Origin of the sequence: Geobacter anodireducens (assembly GCA_001628815.1) — a bacterium.
In the GTDB taxonomy this organism is placed as follows: Bacteria; Desulfobacterota; Desulfuromonadia; order Geobacterales; family Geobacteraceae; genus Geobacter; species Geobacter anodireducens.
Map to the genome: position 1 here is coordinate 117303 of CP014963.1, position 26586 is coordinate 143888.

The following is a 26586-nucleotide window of genomic DNA, read 5'->3' on the forward strand; positions in this document are numbered from 1 at the left end:
AGTGCATGGATACCCGCAACAGGATGATTCTTTTCAACGGTCTCGTGGTGAATGTGGAGCAGATGGAAGTCCGGATCGGCACCAAAGGGTGGCACACCTTTCAGGTGGTGCGGCATCCGGGCGGGGTGGGAGTCCTGCCGCTCCACGGGGACGGAACGGTCACCCTGATCCGTCAGCTCCGGCCGGCCGTGGACGACGTGCTGCTGGAGATCCCGGCGGGCCGGCTCGATCCGGGGGAGGAGCCTTCCGCCTGCGGCCGGCGTGAGCTGACCGAAGAGACGGGGCTTACGGCTGAACGGCTCGAATCCCTCGGCACGATCCTGACCTCGCCGGGAGTCTTCGACGAACGGATCCACCTGTTCCTCGCCGTCGGTCTTACCCAGGGTGAGGCGACCCCCGAGCAGTACGAGGAAATCGAAACCGTGCGCCTTCCCCTGGCCGAGGCCCTGGCCCTGGCCGCCGAGGGCGGAATCCGGGACGGCAAGACCATTGCGGCCCTTCTGCGGGCTCGGTGCGGCAGTCATGATCCTGACGGCGCGGGTGGGGGCCGACCAGGCCGGCGTGCGGCTCGACGAGGGGGCGGCGCGGCTCTTTCCCCAGCTCTCCAAAACCCGGATCCGCACCATCATCGACTGGGGAGGATGCGCTGTGGGGGGGACCATGGCGCGGGTGGCGTCCCGCCGTCTTCAGGCCGGTGACGAAATCGTCCTCGGAGTAATGGAGCCGGAGCGTTACCGGGAGATTGCCCTGGCGCCCGAAGATATCCTGTTCGAAGACGCCGGCTATCTGGCCGTGAACAAGGCCTCCGGCTCAACTGCCAGCGGACTCCCTACCAGCTCAAGGGGACCGTTGAGTATGCCGTGACCCTCCACTTCCGGGCCCGCGGCAGCGCCGAGCCTGCACGGGTGATCCACCGCCTCGACCGGGGAACCTCCGGGGTGATGATCTTTCCCGCCTCCCGCCGGTCGGCGGCCCATATCTCGCGGGAACTGAAAGAAGGGAGGGTGGAAAAGGTCTACTGGGCGCTGGTGACGGGCATGCCGCCGGCCGATTCCTGGCAGGTCGACGCGCCCGTGGCCAAGGTGGGCACATCCCGCTACGGGGTGGCGCCGGTCGGCAAGGCCGCCCTGACCGAGTTCCGGGTCGTGGCCCGGGGGAACGGCGCGACACTGGTGGAGGCCCGCCCCCGCACCGGCCGCACCCACCAGATCCGCGTCCATCTGGCCCATGGGGGGCTTCCGATCATAGGGGATACGACTTACGGCGGCATCGCCGCGCCGCGGATGATGCTCCACTGCCGGACCATGGCCTTCCGGGCTGAAGACGGCCGGCCGGTGAGCGCCACGGCACCCCCTGACCGGGAGTTCACTGCCGCTTGCGAACGGCATGGAATCCAGTCCGGCGGGGCATGATGTATTGCCTTGATTTTTCCTTTACATCCAGGGATAAAGAGAACGAAATCACGTAACGGAGGGGTTCATGCTACGAAACATTTTTGTCACGATTGCTGCTGTTATGGTTATCAGCGTTGGCGCAGTCCCACTCGGGGCAGTGGAGAAGGTCTTGACCGATACGGCTGGGGCGGCACAGAACAAGGCGGGCCGCGGCTGCTGCATGAAAGGGGCTCGGGATGGGCAGGGGTGCTGCTGTTGCTGCTGCGATTGCGACGCCCCGGCGGATGGCTCCTGCTGCAAAAAAGGTGGCAAAGGCCGCGGCACGAAGCGTGGCTGCGCCAAGCAAGGCATGGGACCGAAGGACTGCCCTGCCGCGTCCGGCCAGAAGAATGACGCCCCGGCCGACCGCTGAACGGCAGGCCGTTCTGACTGATTGAACGAACAAGGAAACCCGGCGGGGGGATGACGGCATGTCATCCCCCCGTTGTCGCTTAACGGAACCAGCTTACCCGGACAAAACTCTCCCCGTGGCTCCACCGGTAGTGGAGCTCTCCCCGGTGGGCCTTGAAGATCTCGCGGCCCAGCTTTTGGGCCAGTTTGTCCTCGGTGGTGGCGATTGTGAGGACGTTTTTGTCCTGGCTGATCTCCATGATGCGGCCCAGGGGGTTCTTTGCCCGGGACTTGGCCTCGATGTTTTTGATGGAATTCAGGATGGCGTCCTCGTGCGCCAAGAGGTAGTCGCCGGCAAAGGTGACGATGCCGCCGGGGTTGTTATCGGCCATCCGCTGACAGGCGGGGCAGACCACCTTGGCAAGGTTGCCGGCTCCCGCCTCCTCCCCTGCAACGGTCCAGCGCTTGTTGCGGTAGAGCGCGCCGCATTTCTTGCACAGGGCAGCTTCATGTCCCACCTTCGGCAGGTAGCGTCGGTGCTGCGCGCGGTCCGCTGTCCCTGCTCCTCGACCACTGATTTGTGAGTAACCCGTGACATGTGCTCCATCTCCTTTCCCTGAGAGGATGCGGGAGTCCGGTAGTTCCTCGTTCTCCTTGACGTTCAGTATATCACCCGGTCCCCCGGTCTCAATCGGCTCCGTCCGCAACTGCGGCAACCACCCGGTTTCGGCCCCCTTCCTTGGCCCGGTAGAGGGCCCGGTCGGCGGCCTCGACCAGTTCCCGCCCCTCCTCGGCGTCGTCGGGGAAGGTGGCGATGCCGATACTGATTGTGAGAGCGCCGCCGGGCTGGGTCTCCCGGAGCGGGAAGGGGTGCTCTTCCACGGCCCGGCGCAGCTTCTCGCCGGCCAGCAGGGCCAGTTCCCTGGTGGTTTCGGGCATGATGACGACGAACTCTTCCCCCCCGTAGCGGGCCGCGATGTCAGAGGTCCGGATGCAGCCGCGGAACACGGCGGCAGCCTCCCTGAGGACCTCGTCGCCCCGGAGGTGGCCATGGCAGTCGTTGTAGTGCTTGAACCAGTCGATGTCGATCATGGCCAGCGAGCAGTTGCGGCGGTAGCGGCGGGCGCGCTTCAGCTCGTGGTCGAGGCTGAGCCAGAACTGCCGGAGGTTGAAGAGCCCCGTGAGAGGGTCGGTGAAGGCCTCGCTGGCGGCAATTTCATAGTTGCGCTTCAGGAAATCGTAGCTGAGTTTCCGGGCAATGAGCCCCCGTGCCGCCATCAGAAGGTCGCCCACTTCGGCGGGAAGGGCGAAGAATCCGTCGGCCCCGGCCTGGGCGCACCGGGCCCGCACCGATGCATCCCGGTGGGGCGCGGTGATGATCACCGGAATCTGGGAGCTCTGTTCATGGGCCTTGAGGCGGGAGCAGACGTCGATCCCGTCGATTCCCGGCAGGTCGAGGGCGAGGATGCAGAGTGCAGGTGACTGGGCCATCCCCTTGTCGAGGGCGTCCCGCCCGTCCACGGCGGTGATGATGTCGCACCGCTCCTGCCGCAGTGCATCGGCCAGCTCCCGGAGCCGTTCAGGGTCCTGGTCGGCCAGGATCACCCGGGGCGGTGGGCCGACCCGCTCAGCGGGGCCTTGCCGGGGGAGCACGACCGTGAAGGTGCTCCCGATGCCGGGACTGCTCTCCACGGTTATGGTGCCGCCATGCAGCTCTACGAACCGTTTGACCAGGGTGAGCCCGATGCCGAGGCTGCCCGGTTCCGCCCGGCCCCGTTTTCCCATCTCGAAGCTCCGGAAGATCTGCTCCAGCTCTTTGCTGCCGATACCCCTTCCCTGGTCCGAAACCCTGATCCGCAGCTCTTCGCCCCTCCCGCGCCGTTTTACGGCGTCGATGGCAACGTCCACCCGTCCCCCCTGGTCCGAGAACTTGAGGGCGTTGGTTGCCAGCTCTTCGATGATGAAGGTGAATTTCCCCTTGTCGGCGGTGATGGTGCATCCGTCATCGCCGCAGCCGGCATGGAGCTCCACCCCCCGCTTCCCGGCCGCAGCCCCCAGGCTGTCCATGACGTGGTCCAGCACTTCGCGCACCGGGAACTTCCGGGGCAGGAACAGGGCCATCCCCAGCTCGTCGTTGCAGAGGGAGAGGACCCTTTCCAGCAGGCGCTGAAGCCTCTTGCCCCGGGCGATGATCGTGTCGAGGCAGATGCGCTGCTCGCGGGTGACCGGCCCCATGGCCTCTTCCCGCAGGCACTGGGCGAAATCCACGATATGGTTGAGGGGCCGCTGGAATTCCCGCGACATGTGGGACAGAAAGTCGGTCTTTACCTGGTCGGCGAGGAAGAGGCGCTCGTTGACGCGCTCCAGCTCCTCGGTCCGCTCCATGAGCAGGCGGCGCAGGAGGTCGAGCTCCCGCGAACTGACAATCGTGCGCCGGCGCGTCACAGTCAATGCCTCAGGAAAGGGGCCAGCGGGTGGTGTGGGGGTCGAAGGAGGATTCCCCGGCCGGTACCCGCGCGACGGAACGAAGGAGTGCGCGGGCCGGTGCGCCGTCTCCGCCGGCTATCTTGAGGGGAAGGCAGAGGAGTTCGTAGTGCCCCGGCTCGACGCCGGCGAGATTCAGCCCCTCCAGGATGAGGATGCCGGCGTCCAGAAGGATCCGGTGGACCTCGGCCTCGCTGCCGAAGGGGCCGATGGAGAGGTAATCGATCCCCACCAGGCGCGTGCCCGCCTCGGCCAGATAGCGGGCACCGTCGGGAGTAAGCGAGGCGTAGCTGTCGCGGAAGCCGGCGTGGCCCCAGAGGAGGGAGTTGGCGGTCTTGAGGATGATCCGCTCTTCTCCCTTTACCGGCAGATGGGCCAGTTCCCGGCGCCCGATGGCGGTCACGTCGCGCAGTTCGAGCACCCGGGCCTTGCCCGTCAGCAGGTCAAGGGGCACCTGGTCCACGGAGGCGCCGTCATCGCGCAGATGCCGGGGAACGTCGATGTGGGTGCCGGCGTGGGTCCCAAGGGTGATGCGCGAGACGTTGGCGCCGTCGCCCCGGGCCACGCGGGCCACCGGTTCGAGCGAGAAGGGCGGGTCTCCCGGGTAGACGGGGAGATCCGGGGAGAGAGGGACGGTGATGTCGATGATCTTCATGGGGACCTCCGCTGCGGTGGGGGGTGGTGAGTCCGCGAGGCCGGCCTGCGCCGCGCGGACCCACGATACAGAGTATACCGCCGGCGGAGGAATTTTCGAGAGGGTCAGGCGGCGGTGAGGGAGTCCCTGAGCCGTTCCAGCTCTTCCCGTGTGAAATTATAGTGCTCGCCGCAGAATTCGCACCCGACAGAGGCCTTGCCCTGGTCGTGGATCAGGGAGGAGAGTTCGTCGCTCCCAAGGGAAAGGAGCACCCGTTCGATCCGTTCGCGGCTGCATGAGCAGACGAGTGCTGCGGTCCGTTTTTCCAGAATGTCGAAGGGGATGTCCTCGAAGAGGTACTCCAGAAGTCCTTCGGGGGTTGCCCCGGTCCGGAGCATTTCCGTTACCGGCGGCATGGAACCGATACGCTCCATGAGCCGGTCGATGAGCTGGTCATCGCCGGGGGGGAGCGCCTGGATCAGAAAGCCGCCGGCAGCGGCAACCGATCCGTCCTGCTCCACGTACACGCCGAGCCCTACGGCCGAGGGAATCTGCTCCGACTCAGCCAGGTACCAGGCCAGGTCCTCGGCGATCTCGCTGGTATGGAGCATGACCGTGCCGGTGTAGGGCTCCTTGAGGCCAAGATCCCGGCTGACGGTCAGAAATCCGGCCTTCCCCAGGGCTCCGGCCACGTCGAGTTTGCCGTCGTCCCGCAAAAGGTTCACTGCCGGATTCCTGACAAGCCCGCGCACGGCGCCGTTGGCGTCCGCCTCGACAATGATCTTGTGCAGGGGGCCGTTCCCCTCGAAGGTGAGGGCGATCCGTTGACCGGTCTTGAGGAGGGCTCCCATGAGCACGCCGCCGGTCAGGGCCCGCCCCAGGGCGGCCGAGGCCGTGGGCAGGGTGCCGTGGCGGCGGCATGCGTCGCCCACCAGGTGGGTGGTGACGCAGGCCAGGGCCCGGATGTTGCCTTCCCGGGTGACGATGCGGATGAGATAGTCGGTGATGGCCGAGTCAGTGCTGGTTCCCATTGTTCTATCCTTGCAGCCCCGTTTTCCAAAAAATGGTTAGTTAACCACAGGGGACCCGGAGGAAAATCTCTTTGGTTCCCCCTGTGATTTTCTCCGTGTCCTTGTGGTGAATGTGTTTGTGCCTGGCCTCACACGAGGCCCATCACGAAGTTGAAGGGGCTGGTCCCCGGCAGCTCGCCGCCCCGGGCAAAGGTGTCGAGGATTGGCCGCCACCGCTCCCGGGGCGCCTGGGACAGGTCCACGATGAAGGTGCCGCAGCCCGCCTCCTGGAGCTGCCCCCGGAAGTGGGTGATGGAGAAGCGGGTGGCTGGGGTAATCGTGGTGAGGTCTCCCCGGATCGTCACGTCGTACTCGTCGCCCCGGTCCGAGACGAGGGGGGCATCGTTCTTCACCCCGCGGATGGCGACGCGGGTGGTCATGGCCGGCACGCCGGCGTAGACCAGCACCCGCCGCTTTACCGGCACGGCGGCCCCCAGGAGCCGCGCCATGTTCTCGGCGTCGTCCTCGATGTAGAGCGTGGCGGTTGTGACCCCCAGTTCGTGCCAGGCAAGGATAGCCTGAGTGTTCAGCGAGAACAGGCGATAGTCGGTGGCACGCTCGGCGTCGCGCCCTTTAAGCAGGGCCGCGTGGGAGAGGTTGGACAGTTCGAAGCGCCGGAATCCGTGGGCCAGGATGACGTCCACCGCCTCCCGGTAGAAGGGGAGGTCGTCGTCGAACATGATGAACGGCAGGTGCCAGGTGATCCGCTCAGCGTCCCCCCGCAGCTTGCGGGCCGCGAGGGGCAGTTGGTGGATGTTGGCCCGGGAGACCGGAAGGATGATGCCGTCGACCCCCGGCTGCCGCAGGAGAGAGGCATCCCGCAGGTGCTCGATCCGCACGATGACCTCCGTCCTCGACTCCCGCCGCGGCTGTGCCGCCGGAACCAGGGCCGCCAGAGCCCGGCGCCGGGCCTCCGCCTGGCGGGTCCGGGCACCGGCCACGGCCTCCTCGGCCAGGAGCCGGTAGAATTCCCGGCGGATATCCTTGAGCCGGGCCGGCGGGATGAGGACGCGGGGGAAGCCGGGCGCGTCGAGGTTCCTCAGCTCGAAGGGGGTGTCGCCGGTGCGGGAGAACTGGGCCCGGAGCACGCCGGTCATGTCTTCGGTTCGGGCAGGTTCCAGGGCGCCCACGGGGAAGGCGGCCTCAATCCGACCCCCGGCGGCCTGGCCGGTCACCCGCAGGGTCTCCCCGTCCAGGGCGAGGGCCACATCGCAGGGAATAGCGCAGGGCTTCACCGAGGCCAGGCGCTTGAGGCAGGCATTTTCGCTCATGGTGAACGCGGTTTCGGACGAGACCTTGAAGACCGCATCCCCCACCTTGAACGGGAAGGGCGAGATCACGGAAACAATGCTTTTTCCCCGGACCGATTTCACTTTGCCCTGGCCGGCAAAAAGTTCTTTCACCGTGAAGGCGCGGCCGGCCATGTCGCTTTTCGGCTGCACCCTGATCCGATCCCCCACGAAGAGGGGATCCTTGGTCTCAAAGGTGATTCTGTTGCCCTTTACCCCGGTGATCTCTCCCAGGAACCGGCCCGTGGCCCCGCGCAGGGTGGGGATGGCGATGTCGGAGGGGGAGCGGGAGCCCATGAAGCCCTTGGTCGGCACCCGGCCGAAGGAGAGCTTCAGAAGCTCCTTGGCGCGGCCGGTCACCTCGGCCCGTTTCCGCACCGGCGCGTCCAGCACCATTCGGTAGGCCTCCACCACGCTCGCCACGTACTCGGCCGACTTCATCCGTCCCTCGATCTTGAGCGACGCCACGCCGGCGGCGGCCAGGTCCGGGATCAGATCCACCGTGGAGAGGTCATTGGTGGAGAAGTAGTACCCATCCTTGGCCCGATAGCGATAGTGGCGGCGGCAGGGCTGGGCGCAGCGCCCCCGGTTGCCGCTGTGCCCTCCGAGGAAGGACGAGAAGTAGCACTGCCCCGAGATGGCGAAGCAGAGCGCCCCATGGATGAAGCATTCGATTTCCACCGGCGTCGACCCGCAGATGCGGCGGATATCGTCCAGGTGGAGCTCACGGGCGAGCACGACCCGCTCGAAGCCCATCTCGCCCAGCACCTGGACCCCGGCCAAGTTGTGGATCGTCATCTGGGTGGAGGCGTGGCGGGGAATGCCGGGAAAGTGGTCGCGGATCAGCCGCGCCACCCCCAGGTCCTGGAGGATGACCCCGTCGGTGCCCATGGCCTCCAGGGCGGCGAGGGTCTCCACGAGTTGCGGCAACTCCGCCTCTTTCACAAGGGTGTTGAGGGTGACGTAGACCTTGCGGCCCAGGCTGTGGGCATAGGTGGTCATCCGCTCCATCTGGGAGATGCTGAAGTTCTTGGCCTTGGCCCGGGCGGAGAAATCGCGCAGGCCGCCATAGACTGCGTCGGCCCCCTTTTCCATGGCGGCGAAGAATGCCTCAAGGGAGCCGGCAGGGGCGAGAAGTTCGGGTTTTTTCATCGATTCGCGGGAGTTGAGCATTGGTTCAGACTACCCGATGGAAGGTTGCCGGGTCAAGGGCGAAGCTCCCCTCACCGGGCCTGGAATTATGTTGAGTTGGCCGGAGCGAAGTGATATAAGGTGCCGGTTGTGGCGCGCAGTCTCCGCCGCGGGCCACAAGGGATATGCGATCAGTTTGTTTTCTCGGCAGTTCTTGCCGCGGGATGATATGGAACATCACAAGCACGATACATCCTTGGGGGGCATCGTCAAGGCCCTGGGGCTCGTCTTCGGCGACATCGGCACGAGCCCCATCTACACCCTGACCGTCATCTTCACCCTCACCCAGCCTACGGTCGGAAACGTCTACGGCATCCTCTCCCTGGTCTTCTGGACCATGACGATCCTGGTCACCGCCGAGTACGCCTGGCTCGCCATGAGCCTGGGGCGCAAGGGGCAGGGGGGGGAAATCGTCCTGCGGGAGATCATCATGAAGCTGGTCAAGGCCGGCCGACTGGTGGCCTTTGCCGGCTTTCTCTCCTTTGTGGGGGTGTCGCTGCTGCTGGGTGACGCGGTCATCACTCCGGCCATCAGTATTCTCTCCGCCGTGGAGGGTTTGCTCCTCATCCCCGGTCTGGAAGGGCTTTCCACGGGTGTCCTGGTTGCCATTGCCGCGGCCATCGCCATCGGCCTCTTCTCGGTCCAGCACAAGGGGACCGACCGGGTGGCCAGCGCGTTCGGGCCGATCATGGCCCTCTGGTTCGGAACCCTCGCCGTCACCGGCGCGGTCTCCGCCCTTTCCATGCCGCAGATCGTGGAGGCGATCAACCCCTGGCACGCCTTCTCCTTCTTCCGGGAGAACGGCCTGGCCGGCTACTTTGTCCTCTCCGAGGTGATACTCTGCTCCACCGGCGGCGAGGCCCTCTACGCAGACATGGGGCACTTGGGAAAGAAGCCGATCGTCCGGGCGTGGCATTTCGTGTTCGTGGCCCTCTACCTCAACTACCTGGGCCAGGGGGTGTTCGCCATTGCCAATCCGGAGGCGAAAAACCTCCTCTTCGGCATGGTGCGGAGCCAGGCGCCAGCCCTCTACATCCCCTTCCTCATCCTTGCCATCATGGCCACCATCATCGCGTCCCAGGCCATCATCAGCGGGGTCTTCTCCATCGTCTACCAGGGGATCACCACGCGGCTCCTCCCCCTGATGCGGGTCGACTACACCTCACGGCAGATCAAGTCCCAGATCTATCTGGGCGCGGTCAACTGGTCGCTCATGGTGGCGGTCATCTTCATCATGCTGGTCTTCCGCAAGTCCGAGAACCTGGCCGCAGCCTACGGCATGGCGGTGACGGGCTCCATGACCATCACCGGCATCATGATGATCATCGTTTTCTCCCACACCACAAAAAAGTGGCGGGCCCTGGTGGCCCTGGCGGTGACTCTCATCGCCGCCGCCTACCACGTGTCCACCTTCTCCAAGCTGCCCCACGGCGCCTACTGGTCCATCATTCTGGCGTCGATCCCCTTTGTGACCATCATCATCTGGACCCGGGGCCAGCGCTCTCTCTACCACGCCCTGAAGCCCCTTGACCTGGAAACCTTCCTCCTCTCCTACGAGCAGATCTACGCCAAGGGGCCCATCCGCGGGACCGGGCTCTTCTTCACCCGGGAGACCGACGTGGTCCCCCCCTATGTGGTCCACTGCATCATCCGGAGCAACATCATCTATGAGCGCAACGTGTTCATTTCCCTGATGATCAGCGACGAGCCCCTGGGCGTGGACACGGAACTGATCAGGGGGATCGGGCCGGGGCTCGACGCCTTCCGGATCCAGGCGGGATACATGGAAGTGGTGGATATCGAAGGGCTGCTCAAGGCCAACGGCATCCAGGAGAAGGTCATCTTCTATGGGGTCGAGGACATCAGCACCCGCAATCCGGCCTGGCGGGTCTTCTCGGTCTTCAAGAAGCTCACCCCCAACTTCGTCCAGTTCCACAAGCTGCCGGCCAGCCGGCTCCAGGGGGTGGTGACGCGGGTGGAGATGTAGCCCCCCTATCTCACGCACCGCTCCCGCGCCGCCTTCACCATCTCCAGCACCCGCTCGTCAGCTCCTTCTTTCGGTGCTGACACCATGCGGACATAGGCCATGAAGTCGACCCCCATCGGCAGGTTTTCAGCCAGGCAGGAGCAGACCTCCCGCGCGCCCACGGCGGCAATGCAGGGTTCCTGGATTTCGCGGACCCGCGCGTCCTTCTGCTGTTGCTTCTCGCGCAATTCCTTCAGGTCGCGAATCTGCTTTTCAAGCTGCTCGATGCGGTTCTGGAGTTCCCCCCGGTTGTCGGCGGCAGGCTCGGCCGCGAGTACGCCGGGGGCTGCCAGGCAGGCGAGGATCAGGGCGAGGGGCAGGATACGCAGGGTCATTGGGGATGTTCCTCCTGAGGGTGCGGGTTGGGTCAGGCGCGGCCGTAGGTCTTGGCCAGATCGTTGTCGATGACGTAGATGCAGACTTCCTTGGCGCCGTTCCGGGTGTAGCGGTACTTGGTACCCAGGTTGCCGATGAGGAAGGTGACGTCGTCCCGGATCCGCTTGTCATAGGTCTTGAACTCCTCCCGGCCGAAGTCCTTGATGGCACGGCGGAAGTTCTCGTTCTTCAGGAACGGATCCAGGGCTTTTTCCTTGAGGTTGAAGACGTAGCGCTCGAAAAGGTCATGGTAGAGGGCGGTCTCTGAGATCGCTTTTCCTTCGAACAGGATTTCCTGGGCCAGGGTGCGGGAGGCGTATTCCTTCTGGGCTCCCGCCCGGAAGGCGAGCCGTTTTTCCTCCTCGACGCCTGCTCCCAGAAGCCGGTTTTCGATGGCTTCCAGATAGGTTTCGGTGATGTGGAGCTTGTCTCCGGTCCAGGTGCAGGTCTCGTCCACCACCGGCTCGAAGTTGATGGCGAAGAGGTAGTTCTGCACGTCCCGTGAAATCTGTTCTTCGTTGAAGTAGTAGAGCGATTCCTTCACCTCCTGCAGGATGGTGAAGTTGTAGAGGCGCATGAGAGATTCCGGGAAGCCGGAGGGAAGCTGCTTCCCCAGTTCCGGCCGCACCTTGGTGAAGTAGGAGGTGAGGGTGGTCATGGTGATGAGCTTGTCCTTGCGGGCATAGGTGGAGTAGAAGTCGCCGAAGATCTTGATGGCGTCCCGGCCGGACAGGCCCCGGTCGCCCTCCTGCTCGCTTTCGGCGATGATCATGCGCCGGCGCTTGGCCGTGAGCTTCTTGCGGTCTTCCTCCGTGAGCCACGCGGGGATGTGCCCCGTGTAGATCTCCATCCTGAGGAGCTGGAGGTTGAAGTCGCAGTACATGCCGTAGCGGTGGGGCTCCGGGATCCAGTCGTTCATGGCGTAGGAGCGCTCGTTCATGCGCGACGAGATGATGATCCGGGCGAAGTTGTGGAGCACCCGCGGCAGGAAGCTGTGGTCGATCTGCTTGCCGAAGATGTTGCGGTAGATCTCCACCTCGGTGTTCAGGTCGAGCACGTAGGGTATCTTGATGTACTGGATCCGGTCGAGGAACGACTGGTAGCTCTCGATGTTGCTTTTGTCCTCCGGGTTCATGAGGGCCAGGAAGAGGGAGTCGACGTTCTCCTCCAGGTCGTCCACCTTGTGGACCCCCTCGCTCACGATGTTGTGGAGCTCGATGAGCCGGTCGGTATTGTGCCCCTTGATGTCCATGAGGGCATAGATGCCGTTGTTGGTCTTGGCGTACTGGGAGAAGAGATACTTCACCTGGTTGCTGTCCCGCAGCACGGCGTTGATGCGGCTCTGGAGCATCTCGTTGGTGAAGACGTTCTGGCGCACCGGCTTGTCGCCGGGGTTGAAGACGCTGATCCCCTCACCCATGCGGCGGTTGACGTGATAGGGGCGGGCGTGGAGCATCCGGAGCACTGCCGCCGGACTCTTGAGCCGGGCCAGCAGCGCCTGGTAGATGGAGCTGCAGATGGTGCAGCAGGTGCCGCGGAAGACCCAGTCGAACTCCTTTTCGGTGAAGAGGCGCCACTTCATCTCGTCGTTTTTGAACAGGTCGTCGAAGAACTGGCGCCGCAGTTGCTTGGGAATGACGAGGACCGGGTTGTCGTGGGAGGGACAGGGGATCTCCACGAAGTCGTCCCCGGCGGGCATGGCCCCTTCGGCCTCGAAGAGCTCTTCCTGGTTGAACTCGTACTCCTCCAGGAGTTTTGAAAGCTTGTCCAGAAAGACCGCGGTCTCGTGGTGCGTGAATCCGCCCAGGGCCTGCCGGTCCAGGCGCCAGACCGCCTCGTGGCGGGCACCCTCCGCCGTGTTGGCGTAGGTTTCGAATTTCATGAGCAGGTTGTTGAGGAAGGTGCTCTTGCCGCTGCCGGGCGGCCCCTCGAAGACATAGATCTTGTTCTGCTGGGCCCCCCGCTTCCAGGTCTCCACCAGGGTCACGAGGCGGTTGGCGAAGAGCCGGTCGGCGAAGAACGGGGTGTCGGATCCCTCCACGAAGAGCTTGCGGCAGTCGTAGGAGACGTAGTGGATCGATTCGGGGTCGTCCGGGGTTTCGTCGATGCCGATGCCGATGTGGCTCGTGACCATGTCGTGAAAGACCTGGAAGACGTTGCGGAGCACCAGTGCCGGGTTGGCCACGAGAATCCGCAGGAATTCCTCGAAGGGGACGGAACCCCGGTGGTCCCAGGCGTTGACGCTCCGGTCCATGTGCTGGAGTGCGCGGGATATGGTGTCCATGGATTTCGTCATGGGGGCTGGTCCTTACAGGAGCGTCCGCGAGAGCTTCCGGTCCTCCATGGTGTAGACGTAGCGTCGCCAGTGGATCTTTTGCTGCCGCTCAGGGGGATTCACGGCTTCGTCGGGCGGCGGCAGCCCCACTTCGCTCGTTTCGAGCTTTACCGGACCGCCCCAGAGGTACTCGATTCCCATCAGGGTGTTCCCGATGAAGTCCTTGACCAGCGGCTTCCCCTCGAACCGGTGGTCAAGGTAGAGATACTTCCCCTCTCCCTTTGCCTCGTCCACCACTATGACGGGGGGGTGATAAAGGGAATCCGTGAGCATGGCCCGGTAGGCCTCGGCCGTGCGGCTCTTCACGTAATACTGCCAGGTCATCCGTTCCCTATTGAGCCGCCTCCCCACTACGAAGAGCTTGTGCCGGTTCACGAAATCCTGGTCCACGAAGGTGTTGATGAACGAGAAGTCGCACAGGTTTTCGCGGATGGCGAAGATGAAGGCCGTTCCGCCCCTGGTGCCGCGGTCGAACTCCTGCCGGGCATGGCTGTCGGCCAGTTGCTGGAACTCCAGGGAGATGCGCCCCTTGTCGGCCTGCTCCTCGATGTGCTGGAAGAGCCGCATGCCGATGGCGTAGGGGTTGAGTCCCACCCGGTGCAGGCAGGTGACCCCCGAGTGAACCCGGGCAAAGTCCACCTCGCGCCCCCTGATCCGGTCATCGGTGAGAAAGAGCTTCTCATGCCAGTAGCTGGCCCACCCCTCGTTCATGATCTTCGTCCGCATCTGGGGCTGGAAGTAGACCGATGTGGAGCGGATCACCTCAAGGACGCTCTTCATCCAGCGGTTTTCCTCCCGGTTGAGGAAGGGGGAGTGCTCCATGATGAACTGCATCAGGTCGGGCCGCCCGCGTCTTTCCTCCGACCGGCTCTTCAGGTAGAGAGCCTCGAACTCGGGGTGCCTGGCCATGACCTCGGCGAAGAAGGTTTCCTCGCCCAGATCGCCGAAGTCGCGCATGCAGCGGTTGTACCGTTCGATTTCCTGCACGTACCCGGCGGTTTTGACCTTTTTCACCCTCTGGAGGAACACGTCGAAGTAGTAGTCGAGCCGGAGCGGCAGCGGCGGGGTTTCTTCCCGGAACAGGGTGGAAAGTTCGCCGTAGTAGCCCACCAGATTGTCGATGGAGCGGGCGAACTCGATCACATAGTCGAGCCGGCGGCCGTGCTCGGACCGTAGCCGGGCGATGAGCCTCTTGTCGGCCAGGGCCTTGCCGGTCAGGTCATAGTCCCAGGTGTGGCGGTAGTAGAGGTTGTTCTGGAAGAAATCGATATGGGCAAGCACGTGGTAGAAGATCATCACGTTGAGCCAGTCCGGGTTGTTGTCGTTGTAGAACGAGATGGGCGGCCGGGTGTTGATGACCGTCTCGTAGGGGTTGTGGGGATAGAGCTCGTACTTCCCCTTCTCCTTCAGCACCTCCACGTCATGGACCCAGTAATCGTACAGGGTGGGGATCATCACCTTGGGGTGGAGTTCCAGCATGTCCCGGTTGGTGACGATGTATTCGAGGGTTTCGTCGGAAAAGCGCAGCCCCGCCTCGCGCGCCCGCTCCTTGCACCCCTCCATGATCTTTTTCGTGTGCTGGTCGATGAGTTGCATAACCCTGCCCGAAACGCGCCTTGTCGGTTATCCCCGGACGCCTTGACCGTGCCCGGGCATCACGCTTCCTGAAAAGTCCCTTCTGTCACGAAATCAGTCTTCTGATCCCCTCGATGACCCTGGTCTCTTCGGCGTCTTCGCCCATGACGTCCATGCGGAGGAGTTCCGGCTTTTCCTCCAGCAGGCCCGAGCGCTTCAGGTACCGCTCCACCTCGGTGTTGCCGCTCGAGCCGTAGGTGTGCTCGGCAATGGTGACGCCGACCCGGTTGGCGTAGGCGAGCATTCGCCGGAGCTCCGGGATGGTCTCCTCGCCGTTGGTGTCCCAGTCGTCGCCGTCGGTGCCGTGGAACACGTAGATGTTGTAGTCCCGGGCCAGGCTTTCCTTTTCCACGATCTCGCTCACCATCCGGTACGCCGCGGCCACCCGCGTTCCTCCCGCCACCCGCAGGTTGTAGTAGGTGTAGAAGTCCGGCACCTCCCGGGCGTCGTTGTCGTGGAGGATGAACCGGGTCTCCACCTGCCGGGCGAACTGGTAGAGGAGCCAGCTATAGATGAGCACGTGCTGGGAGCAGATCACCTCGGTGGCCTTTCCCTCCATGGAGCCCGAGTAATCGCGGATGAAAAAGACCAGGGCCTGGGATTCGTACTCCAGCTCACGGGAGAGGATGCGGTAGACGCGGTCCCGGGGGGAGATGACGAGCCGGGTGGGATCGATTTCGGCCATATCGGTCACGGTGCCCAGGGCGATGTTCGTTTCGAGAATCCGCCGCAGGGTCTGTTTTTTCTCCAGGATCTGGCCGAAGCCCCGGTTCCGGTCGGTCAGGTCGTAGCTGTAGTGGGAGAGCGAGCTTTTCTTGCCCTTCTCCTTCAGGTTGGGCAGGTCGAACCGCTCGGTCAGGATTCTCCCCAGATCGTAGGCCGTGGACTCCAGTTCATGTCCCTCGCCCTCCCCGTGGCCGGCGGTGCCGCTTTCTCCTCCCTGCTGGGGCCGGACCGGCTGCTCGCCGATGATTTCCCCCTCGTCACCGTCGCCGGTGCCCCCCATGGATTCGTCTTCCTCGGTCTCTTCGGGCGCCCGGTCGTGGATCAGCTTCTCCTCCACCGTGGTGGGCACCACCACGATCTTTTCCTTGCCCCCCGCACCCGGCTTGATGAGTTTGCCGATCCGGATCTTGCGCGGGAAACCGTCCTCCTCACGCAGCCGGTCCCGCTCCAGGAGTTCGTCCAGGGAGCGGATGCGTGTCGTGTGGCTCGCCTGGGGTTGGGCCATGGCCTGGAGCTCCATCAGGTCGTGGGCATCGTAGATGCCGGCACGGGCGGGCCGGACGGGGTCGGCTCCGGGAGTTCGTGCGTACGGGCATCGTTCAGTTCCCGCAGGAGCAGTTTCTCACGCTCGGGGGGAAAGCCGGCAGCCCTGAGTTTCTCCATGTGTCTTTGCAGGTCGGGTTTCATGGTGTCCTGCCGGAAGGCTAGATCTCGTCTTCCTGGGTGCAGAAGTACTCGATGGTTTTCTGGGCGCAGGTCCGGCAGTAGCCCAGCTTCTTGAGCATGGTGTCCACCATCCGGTCGTAGAGCTTCTGGTTTTCCTCGTTGGTCCGGTTTGCCAGGGCCCCGATCAGGCTGCCGGCTCCGGCGATGTCGCTCTTGAGCCGCACGTCAGTCACCGCCTTGACCAACTCCAGGTTGTCCATGAAGTCGTAGGACGGCTCCACCGAGATCTTCTGGCCGTAGATCTTGCGGATCGAGGTGCGGAAGCTCTCGCGCTGCTCACCGGTTCGCAGCCCCAGCCGATCTTCCACGTTGCGGATATAGCGCTCGTCGATCTTCAGGGCCTTCAGCCTCCGGTCTGGGGATCCTTGTATTTCCACATCCGATCGGGCCCCAGGTTCTCGGCGTCGATGCCGATGATCATGTTCACGTAGTTCATGACGTCCTTTTTGATGGCGTAGGGCTCATCCATGTAGGCGTTGAACATCTCGGTCATGATCCGTTCCCGGTAGAGCCCCTTGGCGATCTTCAGGTCATCCAGGTATTTGCCCCGGTCGTTCTGGTCCGGGACATAGTCGAGGACTACCCGCTCCAGGGCCTTGAACACGTCGTGGGCCACCATGCAGCGCCCTTCGTTGGTTTCGGAACTTTCCACCAGGAGTTGGATCGCCCGCCCCAGGTTTCGCTGGCCGAGCCCCTTCTGGCCGAATCTCTTGGTGATGTCCGCCTCCTGGTTGAGGGTGTCGACCACCTCGGCAAGGGTTTTGAGGCTCTTTTCGCCGGCCACCTCGCCGGCGGCCAGTTTCATGGTTTCGATGGGGGTGAGCTTTTCGGACCGGGGGAGCCGCGACAGGGTCACTGCCACGCTTGCGGCGTAGTTCAGATTCGGGTCCTGGTGGAGCTCCTCCTTGGTGAGGGTCGTCTTGGTTTCCCCGCCGATGGCGTAATCGGTCAGTTGCTCCTGCATCCGGTAGTGGGTGTTGTGGGAGACGTAGCAGATGCGGCACCGGTCGATGATGGGGGCCTCTTCCTTCTCGGCCAGGAAGCGGTTGAACTCGGCGTTGTTGCTGGTGGCGACGATCAGGGTGTCGATGGGCCAGCGGTAGCCGTCGATTTCGATGACCCGGTTCTGGATGACCCCCAGGTAGACCTGGACCAGGTCCTTCTTGTTCTTGTAGATTTCATCGGAGAAATGGATGCCGCCCCCCGCCACCCGGGCCAGGGCGCCGCGCCGCAGGTCAAAGCGGTAGGGGTTGGTCACGTCGGTGATGTGGAGCAGCCGCTGGATCGATTCCTCTCCCAGCAGGTCCACCGCGCTGGAGGTGATCTTGTCCTTGGCCGCGTACTTGCCGGTGATGGTCCCCAGGGTCTCGGTGAGCGGTACCGGCACCACCTGCACGAAATCGAGCATGGCCGCGGCATCGCCGCCGGTGAAGCTCCTGATGTCGTTCCACATGTATCCCGTGCAGGCCCCGAGCGGACGGTAGTTGTCGAAGAGGTCCTCCAGCTCCCGGTCTGAGAAGCCGAATTCCCGGGCCAGCCACTCGCGGTTCTCGTCCCGGCTTTCGAAGAGGTTCATGGCCAGCACCACGGGGTCCTCGTAGGTCTGGGACTCGATCACGTCGATCTTGCCGTAGCTCCCCAGTTTCTCCATGCCGGAGAAGCGGAAGGTGTATTTGCGGTTCTCGTCCCGCGCCAGGTAATCGCGATAGCGCGCGCAGACGAACTCCACGAAGAAAGTCTTGCCGTTGCCCGGCTCGCCCACCAGCACAAAGGCCATCTCCTTGGACGATCCCCCCTCGGCCGCATCCTTCACAAAGGAGACGAAACTGTTTATTTCGTCATACATGCCGATGGGGTGCTTGCGGCCGGTGCGGAAGATGCGGAAATCATAGGTCATCCGGCCGTTGACGGTGACCTTGTCGATCCCCTGTTCCAGGATCATCCGGGCCACGCCCTGGAAGGCGTTCTCGAAGCGCCGTTTCCCTTCCCTTATGGCGGTCATGTGCTCTGTAAGGGTGCTCATGGCAGTGGTCCTCATCCTTATCCCCCTGTCGTGGAGTGCATGGAACGCGAATGTGGGCGTTTGACCCTTTCAGTATACACGGTTTTTTTGTTTGCACCATCTGGACAAAAACAGTCCTGTTTGGTAACTGTCCTGAATATATTTGGTTTTTTAATGGATTGGCTGCTGGTGGAGAACCGCGAGGCTGGGGTGTTCGATGGTTCGGAGACGCCGGGCATGAAAAAGGGGAAGGACCGAAGCCCTTCCCCTTGTGTTGCGATACCGACCTGGACGGCGGGCTGATTACATCATGCCGCCCATGCCGCCCATGCCGCCGGGCATGGCGGGCATGGGAGCTTCTTCTCTCGGCTTGTCGGCGATCATGGCTCGGTGGTGAGCATGAGTCCGGCGACGGACGCCGCGTTCTGCAGGGCGGAACGGGACACCTTGGTCGGGTCGATGATGCCGGCGGCGAGCATGTCAACGTACTCGTCTTCGGCGGCATTGTAGCCGAAAGCATCCTTGCCGTTCTTCACCTTGTCGACCACGATGGAGCCGTCGACGCCCGCGTTCTGGGCGATCTGGCGGATGGGCTCCTCGATGGAGCGCTTGATGACGTTGACGCCGAACTGCTGCTCGGTGGGAAGGTTGAGGGCTTCCAGCGAAGCAAGGGCGCGCAGGTAGGCAACGCCGCCTCCGGGGACGATCCCTTCGTCCACGGCGGCGCGGGTGGCGTGGAGGGCGTCCTCGACGCGGGCCTTCTTCTCTTTCATCTCGGTCTCGGTGGCGGCACCGACCTTGATCACGGCAACGCCGCCCACGAGCTTGGCCAGGCGCTCCTGGAGCTTCTCGCGGTCGTAGTCGCTGGTGGTCTCCTCGATCTGGGCGCGGATCTGCTTGACGCGGCCCTGGATGTCGGCTTCCTTGCCGTCGCCGTCGATGATGGTGGTGTTGTCCTTGTCCACGGTGATCCGCTTGGCGCGGCCGAGCATGTCCATGGTGGTGTTTTCGAGCTTGTTACCGATCTCCTCGGAGATGACCTGGCCGCCGGTGAGGATGGCGATGTCTTCCAGCATGGCCTTGCGGCGGTCACCGAAGCCCGGGGCCTTGACGGCGCAGATGTTGAGCACGCCGCGCAGCTTGTTCACGACCAGGGTGGCAAGGGCCTCGCCCTCGATGTCCTCGGCGATGATCAGCAGCGGACGGCCGCTCTTGGCGGTCTGCTCCAGGACCGGGAGGAGGTCCTTCATGTTGGAGATCTTCTTGTCGTGGATCAGGATCATGGCGTTCTCGAGCGACGCCTCCATCCGCTCCGGATCGGTCACGAAGTAGGGGGAGAGGTAGCCGCGGTCGAACTGCATCCCCTCGACGGTCTCCAGGCTGGTTTCCATGGCCTTGGCTTCCTCGACGGTGATGACCCCTTCCTTGCCGACCTTTTCCATGGCCTGGGCGATGATGTCGCCGATGGTCTTGTCGTTGTTGGCGGAGATGGTGCCCACCTGGGCGATTTCCTTGTGATCCTTGATCGGCTTGGAGATGCTCTTGAGCTCGGCCACGATGGTCTCGACGGCCTTGTCGATGCCGCGCTTGATCTCCATGGGGTTGTGGCCGGCGGCCACCAGCTTGGAGCCCTGGCGATAGATGGCCTGGGCGAGGACCGTGGCGGTGGTGGTGCCGTCACCGGCAACGTCGGAGGTCTTGGAGGCGACTTCCTTCACGAGCTGGGCGCCCATGTTCTCGAACTTGTCCTCGAGCTCGATCTCCTTGGCCACGGTGACGCCGTCCTTGGTGATCAGGGGGGAGCCGAAGGACTTCTCGATGACCACGTTGCGGCCTTTGGGACCGAGGGTGACCTTTACCGCGTCGGCGAGGGTATTGACACCTTTCAGGATGGCGTTGCGCCCTTCCTGGTCGAATTTGATGATTCTGGCTGCCATATCTGTCTATCCTCCTTGGATTGGTTCACTCGGGTATGCTGTGCTGTCCGGCGTGGTGCCGGTTACTCGATCACGCCCAGGATGTCGTCCTCGCGCATGATGAGGAACTCCTGCCCCTCGATCTTGATGTCGGTGCCGGCATACTTGCCGAACAGAACCTTGTCGCCCACCTTGAGATCAACGGGGATCACCTTGCCGTCCTCGGTCTTCTTGCCGTTACCGACGGCCACGATCTCGCCGCGCTGGGGCTTCTCCTTGGCTGTGTCGGGGATGAAGATGCCGCCGGCGGTCTTGGTCTCCTCCTCGATTCTTTTCACGAGGATACGGTCTTGCAACGGTCTGAGGTTCATCTGCTCCTTCTCCTTTCTTCCATGATATGCTCGGGTGTTTTCATCGAAAAAAATTAGCACTCGATACGACTGAGTGCTAACACGTGGTAACTATAGTCACCCCTTTGCCAAAAATCAAGACCCCGGGGCAAAATTTTTTGCGGAGCGGCTTCTCCGGGAAAGCCCCTGCTGGGCTCCTGATGCCGTCATGGGCGCGAAGGCGACACGAAAAGGCGTAGCCGGGGAAGGGGTGCGCCGGTTCAGCGGCGCGGGGCAAGAATGACGGCGAAGCGGTCGGCGAATTCGCGGGCAAGGGTGCGGGCCAGCCGGTCGCGCTCCCGCTCGACCGTTGACCGGTCGTGATCGAAGAAGGCTTCAAGGGGGACGAAGATTTCGGCCACCGGCTCTTTTCTGCCCGGCTCGTGGAGGTAGGCCCGCGCCTTCACCCTGATGTTGGTGGTGCAGCACCCGGAATCCTCCACATAACTCCAGATGTCGCCGGAGATGTAGAGTTGGCGGGCGAGCCATGCCGGGTCCACCTCCTTGACCTCCTCCTTGAGGATGACGAAGGAGGTAATACCGGTCTCCCGTCGCCGGCCGCTCAGGAGGTCAACGAAGTCGTTGAACGCGGTTTCTGAGAACAACTCGGGGACCAGGGCCGAGGCAAAGGGGACAACGTAGACGGTCTCAACCCCGCCGGTGGGACGGAAGTCCGGGGAAACGGACATGGTAGGCCGGGGCGCGCAGCCGGAGAGCAGCCAGGAACAGGCGACGGCGAGCAGCAGGACGGCGCGGGTGCGGAGCGGACCGCTGAACGTCACCATTTCCGCTTCGCCATCTCTTCCTGGTAGAATTTCTGGTACAGGATTTCATAGTCCCGGCTGCCGGGCACCTTTGCCTGTGAGTAGGAGGCCAGCTTCCTGCGCACCGCGGCATCCACCTCGCCGGCAACGGCGAAGAAGGAGGTGATGCCCTCCTTGAGGCAGTGCAGTGCCCGACGCTCATCGGCGAAGTCGGCCAGGTCGTCCTTCCAGAGCCGATCATAGATGCAGTGGGCCAGGTGCGAGATGCGGTCTTCGGATATGCTCATGGTGTACGCTCCGAACGGCAGGGATCAGAGAACCATGCCGCGGTCTTTCGCCAGCTTGTCCTTGATCATCCTGAGCATCCGGTGGCGGTCGATGCCAGCCCCGCCACCCATGGAACGGAGGGTCTGCTCCAGAAGCCGTTCAGCCTCTTTATCCAGATCCTCCTCTCCCTTGATGTCGGCGGCAACGGCGCGCCTGATGCCGTCGAGGACCTGGCTCCGCTCGGCCTTGAGGGTGATGAGGCCGGCGGCCGTGAGCCCCTCCAGGAGGCGTTCGGCCAGCCGGGCTATCTGTTCGTCCTTCAGTCGCATGGGACTCTACCTCAGGCCTTTCAGGTAGTTGACCAGCGCGTCCTGCTCCTGCTTGGGCAGGCCCTTGAAGGACGGCATGGTGGTGGCGGGATTCATTTTTTTGGGGTTCACCAGTTGTTCACGCAGAAACGATTCGTCCCGCATTGTCCCCACCGTTGTCAGGTCGGGTCCGAGCACCCCGCCTGCACCCTTCACTTTGTGACACATGGCGCACTTTCCCGCAAAGAGCTTCTCTCCCGATGCGGCGGCGAGAGCTGGGACGGCGGAGGCGCAGAGCGCGCCGGCGGCGAGGATAGCGGCAACGGCCTTGGTCACGGGCATTCTCCTTGGTCTGGAATCGAGTCAGCCCATTGTACCGGAACGCGTCGAAAAAGCAACCGGCCACCACGTGCCATTCACCGGCACGGCCGCTGGGGTGGGCAGCGGTAGCGCGGCTCTTAGCCGTTGACCCCTGCGGGGGCGGTCTGGTATCGTAGAATGATGCGTAAATGCTGTTTCATTCGGGAACCGGGGGGGGATTCGTGCTGATTGTCATGAACCACAAGGCTGGACCGAAGCAGATCGAGGCGGTAGTGAAAGCGGTGGAACAAATGGGGCTTACGGCGGCGCCCATTCCCGGCAGCGAGCGGACAGCCATCGGCGTCCTCGGCAATCGCGGATATGTGGATGATACCACCATCCGGGATCTGCCCGGGGTTCAGGAGGTCATTCATGTCTCCAAGCCCTACAAGCTCGTGTCCCGCGACTTCCACCCGCGCCACACGGTGGTAAGGGTGGGTGACGTGGTCATCGGCGAAGGGAAACGCCCCGTGGTGGTGGCCGGCCCCTGCGCCGTGGAAGGGGAGGAGCAGATCGTCCGCACCGCGCGGGCGGTGAAAAAATACGGCGCTGATCTTCTGCGGGGGGGGGCCTTCAAGCCCCGGACCGGTCCCCATGCCTTCCAGGGGTTGCGGGAGGAGGGGCTGAAGCTCCTGGCCATTGCCCGCCGGGAAACGGGGCTGCCCATCGTGACCGAGGTCATGAGCCCCGATACGGTGGGACTTGTGGCGGAATATGCCGACCTGCTCCAGGTCGGCGCGCGAAACATGCAGAACTTCGAACTGCTCAAGGAGCTGGGCCGCATCCGCAAGCCGGTGCTCCTCAAACGGGGGATGAGCGCCACTCTGGAGGAATTTCTGGCCGCGGCCGAATACATCCTGGCAGAGGGCAATGGCCAGGTGATCCTCTGCGAGCGGGGGATCCGGACCTTCGAGACCGCCACCCGCAATACCCTCGACCTGGCGGTGGTGCCCCTCATCCGGGAGATGACCCATCTGCCGGTCATGGTGGACCCCTCCCACGCCACCGGCAAGCGGAGCCTCGTTGCACCCATGGCCAAGGCGGCGCTGGTGGCCGGAGCCCACGGCGTCCTCGTGGAGGTCCACCCGGAGCCGGACAAGGCCCTCTCGGACGGCCCCCAGTCCCTCACCTTCCATGGCTTCGAGACGCTCATGGGTGAGATCCGGCGGCTCAACGAGTTCCTCGGCTTCTGATCCAAGGCGGCGCCGGCGGACATCTGCCGGCCCCCTGCTTTTCATGGGTGTTACACCGCCCACCGGGTTTGTTTTGCCTTCCTCTTGTGCTATGCTTTTCCATGCCGTAAACGACCGCCCTTCAAGGAGTGCCCCATGCTCACCCGAGTTTTCGCGTTTTTGGCTTCCGTGGCCATGCTGTCGCTGGCCGGCGGCTGTGCCATGCTGATGTCCTGGAAGGCTATTCCTCCGCCGGGAGGCTGCGACCAGTGCCATACCGTCCCCATCAGCACCAACTGGCAGGTGTCCTACCGCACCGTTGCCCTGACCGATGAGCGTGGCAGCGACCGCCCCTACTTCCAGACCGAGAAGTACAACGTTCCCCCCTCAGACCGTCCGCGATCGAGCCTCGATATCCGCAAGGTGGATGAGCTCCCCTGCTTCGAGTGCCACAAGTCCCCGAGTCCGGCCCACAAGGGACGGGTCGGCAGATTCCACCACTGATGCCTATGCCGAAGCCCATGGATACATTGTCACGCAAGACCAAGATCATCGCCACCCTGGGACCCGTCAGCTCCTCGCCCGGCATGATCCGGCAGTTGATGGAGGCCGGAGTCGATGTCTTCCGGCTCAACTTTTCCCACGGCTCCAACGACCAGCGGCGGGAGGCAATCGCCCTCATCCGGCATCTCTCCGCAGAGCGGGGCAAGGAGATCGGCATTCTGGCCGACCTCCAGGGGCCCAAGATCAGGACCGGCAGGATGGAGAACGGCGCCATTCCGCTGGTGCGGGGCGAGTCGCTCGACATCACCACCGATGAGGTCCTGGGGCGTCCCGGACTCATTTCCACCATCTACCGGGCCCTCCCCCGGGACGTGAAGCCCGGCTCGCGTATCCTGCTGGACGACGGCCTCATCGAGCTGCGGGTCCAGTCGGTGTCCGGCACCACGGTCCGCTGTACCGTGGTCCAGGGAGGGATGCTCAAGGACCTGAAAGGGATCAACCTTCCCGGCGTCAAGGTCTCTGCGCCGTCGCTCTCGGAGAAGGACCTTCGCGACCTGGATTTCTGCCTGGAGACGGGGGTGGACTACATCGCCCTGTCCTTTGTCCGCACTGCCGCCGACGTGGAAGGACTGAAGCGGATCCTCTTCGAGCGGAACGTCCAGGTGCCGGTGGTGGCCAAGATCGAGAAGCCCGAGGCTCTGCGCAACTTCAAGAGCATTCTCAAGGCTGCCGATGCGGTCATGGTGGCCCGGGGCGATCTGGGGGTGGAAATCAGCCCGGAAAAGGTCCCCCTGTTCCAGAAGAAGATCATCCGGGCCTGCAATGAGGCCGGCAAACCGGTCATCACCGCCACCCAGATGCTGGAGTCCATGATCAGCCACCCGCGCCCCACCCGGGCCGAGACCTCGGACGTGGCCAACGCCATCCTCGACGGTACCGATGCGGTCATGCTCTCGGGAGAGACCGCGTCGGGGCTGTTCCCCCTGGAGGCGGTGCGGACCATGGACAAGGTGGCCCTCGACGTTGAGCGCTTCGCCCAGGTGGAGGACGGCTCGGGGTCGCGCCGGCACAGCGTCAGCATCGCCGAGGCGGTGGCCGAGGCCGCCTGTCACGCCGCAGTGATTTTGAAGGCAAAGGCCGTGGCCTGCATGACCCAGTCGGGGAGCACGGCGGCCCGCATCTCCCGCTACCGACCTCCCCTGCCGATCCTCGCCTTCACCGGTTCGGTGGACACCATGCGGCGGCTGTCTCTCTACTGGGGCGTCAAGGCATACCCCATCGGCACCATGGCCGGTACTGACGAGCAGATCATGGCCGTGGAGTCGACGCTCCTGTCCGGCGGCTATCGCAAGGGCGACGTGGTGGTCATCACCATGGGGGTGCCGGTGGAGGCCCGGGGGTCCACCAATCTCATGAAGGTCCACAAGCTGGGAACCGGCCAGTTCTTCGAGATATTCTGATGCCGCCCCTGCCGACCTGCTGCCGGTTGAAGGAGGAACGCTGATGCGCAAGGTGTTCGACGAGACCAAGATCAACCATATGGTGCTTGCCAACCGTTTGGTCCGCTCCGCCACCTGGGAGGGGATGTGTGGGGAGGACGGCCGTCCCACGGAGAAGTTGGCGGGTTACTATGCCTCCCTCGCCCGGGGTGGGGTGGGGCTCCTCATCACCGGCTACGCGTTCGTTCGTCCTGACGGAAAACAACTGCCCGGGCAGATGGGTGCCCATGAGGATTCCTTCGCCGCCGCCGCGCGGCAGGTAACCGGCGCCGTCCACCGGGAGGGGGGAAAAATCTGCCTCCAACTGGTTCACTGCGGGGGGCAGACGTCGTCCCGGGCCGCCGGCTGCCAGCCGGTGGCTCCCTCGGCGATCAAGGCGGAGCAGTACCCGGAACTGCCGCGGGAACTACCCACAGCCGAAGTGGCCGAGGTGGCGGGCCTGTTCGCCGCCGGCGCCCGCCGCGCTCGCGAGTGGGGCTTTGACGCGGTCCAGCTCCACGCCGCCCACGGCTACCTGATCAACCAGTTCCTCTCTCCCCTCACCAACCATCGGACCGACCACTACGGCGGCAACCTGGAAAGTCGCGCCCTGTTTCTCCTTGAGACCTGCCGCGCCGTTCGCAGGGCGGTGGGAAAAGAGTTTCCCGTCATGGTCAAGCTTAACGGTTCCGACAACCTGGCCGGCGGGTTCGACCTGGACGAGGCGGTTCAGGTTGCCCGGATGCTCGATGAAGAAGGCATCGACGCCATCGAGGCCTCGGGCGGCACCCCCGCCTCGGGGAACCGGACCGCAGTGCGCCAGGGGATCGAGACCCGGGAGCAGGAGGCGTACAATCTTCCCGCCGCGTATCGGATCAAGAGCGCCGTCTCCTGCCCGGTTATGGCGGTGGGTGGCTTCCGATCCTTTGAGCTGGTGGAAGGAGTCATCCGGCGAGAGGAAGCGGATTATGTGGCCCTTTCCCGCCCCCTCATCCGTGAGTCCAGTCTTCCCCTCCGCTGGCAGCAGGGCGACGAGAGCCGGGCCCGCTGCATCTCCTGCAATGGCTGCTTTAAACCGGGAATGAAGGAAGGGGGCATCTACTGCGTGGTGGACAGGGTGGAACGGGAAAGCCGGGAGTTTTCCCTCTGAC

General features: G+C 63.9%; 19 protein-coding genes and 5 pseudogenes. 8 read left to right on the forward strand and 16 right to left on the reverse strand.

Features of this window, described 5'->3' with window-relative positions:
- Positions 1-5: 5 nt before the first annotated feature.
- From A2G06_00490 to A2G06_00500, 3 genes and pseudogenes are all read left to right on the forward strand, one after another.
- Positions 6-512, forward strand: a pseudogene (locus A2G06_00490) (DNA mismatch repair protein MutT).
- Between the two features lie 10 nt (positions 513-522).
- Positions 523-1412: pseudogene (locus tag A2G06_00495) on the forward strand (pseudouridine synthase).
- Positions 1413-1479: 67 nt separating this feature from the next.
- Complete coding sequence (locus A2G06_00500) at positions 1480-1806, forward strand: hypothetical protein (GenBank protein ID ANA39123.1); 327 nt, start codon at positions 1480-1482, stop codon at positions 1804-1806.
- Between the two features lie 79 nt (positions 1807-1885).
- On the opposite strand, the pseudogene A2G06_00505 reads toward A2G06_00500, so the two are convergent.
- The 5 genes and pseudogenes from A2G06_00505 to A2G06_00525 form a co-directional block, all read right to left on the reverse strand.
- A pseudogene (locus A2G06_00505) lies at positions 1886-2382 on the reverse strand (hypothetical protein).
- Positions 2383-2471: 89 nt separating this feature from the next.
- Entirely contained in the window at positions 2472-4229 is a 1758-nt protein-coding gene (locus A2G06_00510; GenBank protein ANA39124.1) for a histidine kinase, read from the reverse strand.
- Between the two features lie 10 nt (positions 4230-4239).
- Complete coding sequence (locus A2G06_00515) at positions 4240-4923, reverse strand: cyclase (GenBank protein ID ANA39125.1); 684 nt, start codon at positions 4921-4923, stop codon at positions 4240-4242.
- Positions 4924-5027: 104 nt separating this feature from the next.
- Complete coding sequence (locus A2G06_00520; protein ID ANA39126.1) at positions 5028-5933, reverse strand: molecular chaperone Hsp33; 906 nt, start codon at positions 5931-5933, stop codon at positions 5028-5030.
- A gap of 128 nt (positions 5934-6061) precedes the next feature.
- On the reverse strand, positions 6062-8434 hold the full coding sequence (locus A2G06_00525; protein ID ANA39127.1) for a peptidase U32: 2373 nt from the start codon (positions 8432-8434) through the stop codon (positions 6062-6064).
- Positions 8435-8621: 187 nt separating this feature from the next.
- On the opposite strand from A2G06_00525, the gene A2G06_00530 reads away from it, so the two are divergent.
- Complete coding sequence (locus tag A2G06_00530; GenBank protein ANA39128.1) at positions 8622-10439, forward strand: potassium transporter Kup; 1818 nt, start codon at positions 8622-8624, stop codon at positions 10437-10439.
- A gap of 5 nt (positions 10440-10444) precedes the next feature.
- On the opposite strand, the gene A2G06_00535 is transcribed toward A2G06_00530, so the two are convergent.
- From A2G06_00535 to A2G06_00585, 11 genes and pseudogenes are all read right to left on the reverse strand, one after another.
- Entirely contained in the window at positions 10445-10813 is a 369-nt protein-coding gene (locus A2G06_00535) for a hypothetical protein (GenBank protein ID ANA39129.1), read from the reverse strand.
- Positions 10814-10845: 32 nt separating this feature from the next.
- Positions 10846-13137, reverse strand: a complete 2292-nt coding sequence (locus A2G06_00540) for an AAA family ATPase (protein ANA41552.1) — start codon at positions 13135-13137, stop codon at positions 10846-10848.
- Positions 13138-13161: 24 nt separating this feature from the next.
- The gene (locus A2G06_00545; GenBank protein ID ANA39130.1) at positions 13162-14784 is read right to left on the reverse strand and encodes a SpoVR family protein; all 1623 of its coding nucleotides are present in this window, start codon (positions 14782-14784) and stop codon (positions 13162-13164) included.
- Positions 14785-14869: 85 nt separating this feature from the next.
- On the reverse strand, positions 14870-16069 hold the full coding sequence (locus tag A2G06_00550) for a hypothetical protein (GenBank protein ID ANA39131.1): 1200 nt from the start codon (positions 16067-16069) through the stop codon (positions 14870-14872).
- A gap of 184 nt (positions 16070-16253) precedes the next feature.
- Positions 16254-18313: pseudogene (locus tag A2G06_00555) on the reverse strand (hypothetical protein).
- Between the two features lie 267 nt (positions 18314-18580).
- A pseudogene (gene groEL, locus A2G06_00560) lies at positions 18581-20214 on the reverse strand (molecular chaperone GroEL).
- 62 nt (positions 20215-20276) lie between these two features.
- The gene (locus A2G06_00565) at positions 20277-20564 is read right to left on the reverse strand and encodes a co-chaperone GroES (GenBank protein ID ANA39132.1); all 288 of its coding nucleotides are present in this window, start codon (positions 20562-20564) and stop codon (positions 20277-20279) included.
- A 239-nt stretch (positions 20565-20803) separates the two neighbouring features.
- Positions 20804-21367, reverse strand: a complete 564-nt coding sequence (locus tag A2G06_00570) for a hypothetical protein (protein ANA39133.1) — start codon at positions 21365-21367, stop codon at positions 20804-20806.
- Positions 21361-21633, reverse strand: coding sequence for a hypothetical protein (locus A2G06_00575; GenBank protein ANA39134.1), 273 nt, complete (start codon positions 21631-21633; stop codon positions 21361-21363). Before A2G06_00575 ends, A2G06_00570 begins: the two co-directional genes overlap by 7 nt.
- 24 nt (positions 21634-21657) lie before the next feature.
- A complete protein-coding gene (locus tag A2G06_00580; protein ID ANA39135.1) occupies positions 21658-21942 on the reverse strand; it encodes a hypothetical protein in 285 nt (94 codons plus the stop codon).
- Between the two features lie 6 nt (positions 21943-21948).
- Positions 21949-22257: a cytochrome C gene (locus tag A2G06_00585; protein ID ANA41553.1), complete on the reverse strand. Its 309-nt coding sequence runs from the start codon at positions 22255-22257 to the stop codon at positions 21949-21951.
- A gap of 206 nt (positions 22258-22463) precedes the next feature.
- Here A2G06_00585 and A2G06_00590 point away from each other — a divergent pair, with 206 nt between their 5' ends.
- The 4 genes from A2G06_00590 (at position 22464) to A2G06_00605 (ending at position 26585) form a co-directional block, all read left to right on the forward strand.
- Positions 22464-23474, forward strand: a complete 1011-nt coding sequence (locus A2G06_00590; GenBank protein ID ANA41554.1) for a 3-deoxy-7-phosphoheptulonate synthase — start codon at positions 22464-22466, stop codon at positions 23472-23474.
- Positions 23475-23609: 135 nt separating this feature from the next.
- Entirely contained in the window at positions 23610-23957 is a 348-nt protein-coding gene (locus A2G06_00595) for a cytochrome C (GenBank protein ID ANA39136.1), read from the forward strand.
- 17 nt (positions 23958-23974) lie between these two features.
- The gene (locus A2G06_00600; protein ID ANA41555.1) at positions 23975-25417 is read left to right on the forward strand and encodes a pyruvate kinase; all 1443 of its coding nucleotides are present in this window, start codon (positions 23975-23977) and stop codon (positions 25415-25417) included.
- 43 nt (positions 25418-25460) lie between these two features.
- Positions 25461-26585, forward strand: a complete 1125-nt coding sequence (locus tag A2G06_00605; GenBank protein ANA39137.1) for an NADH-dependent flavin oxidoreductase — start codon at positions 25461-25463, stop codon at positions 26583-26585.
- Position 26586 lies beyond the last annotated feature (1 nt).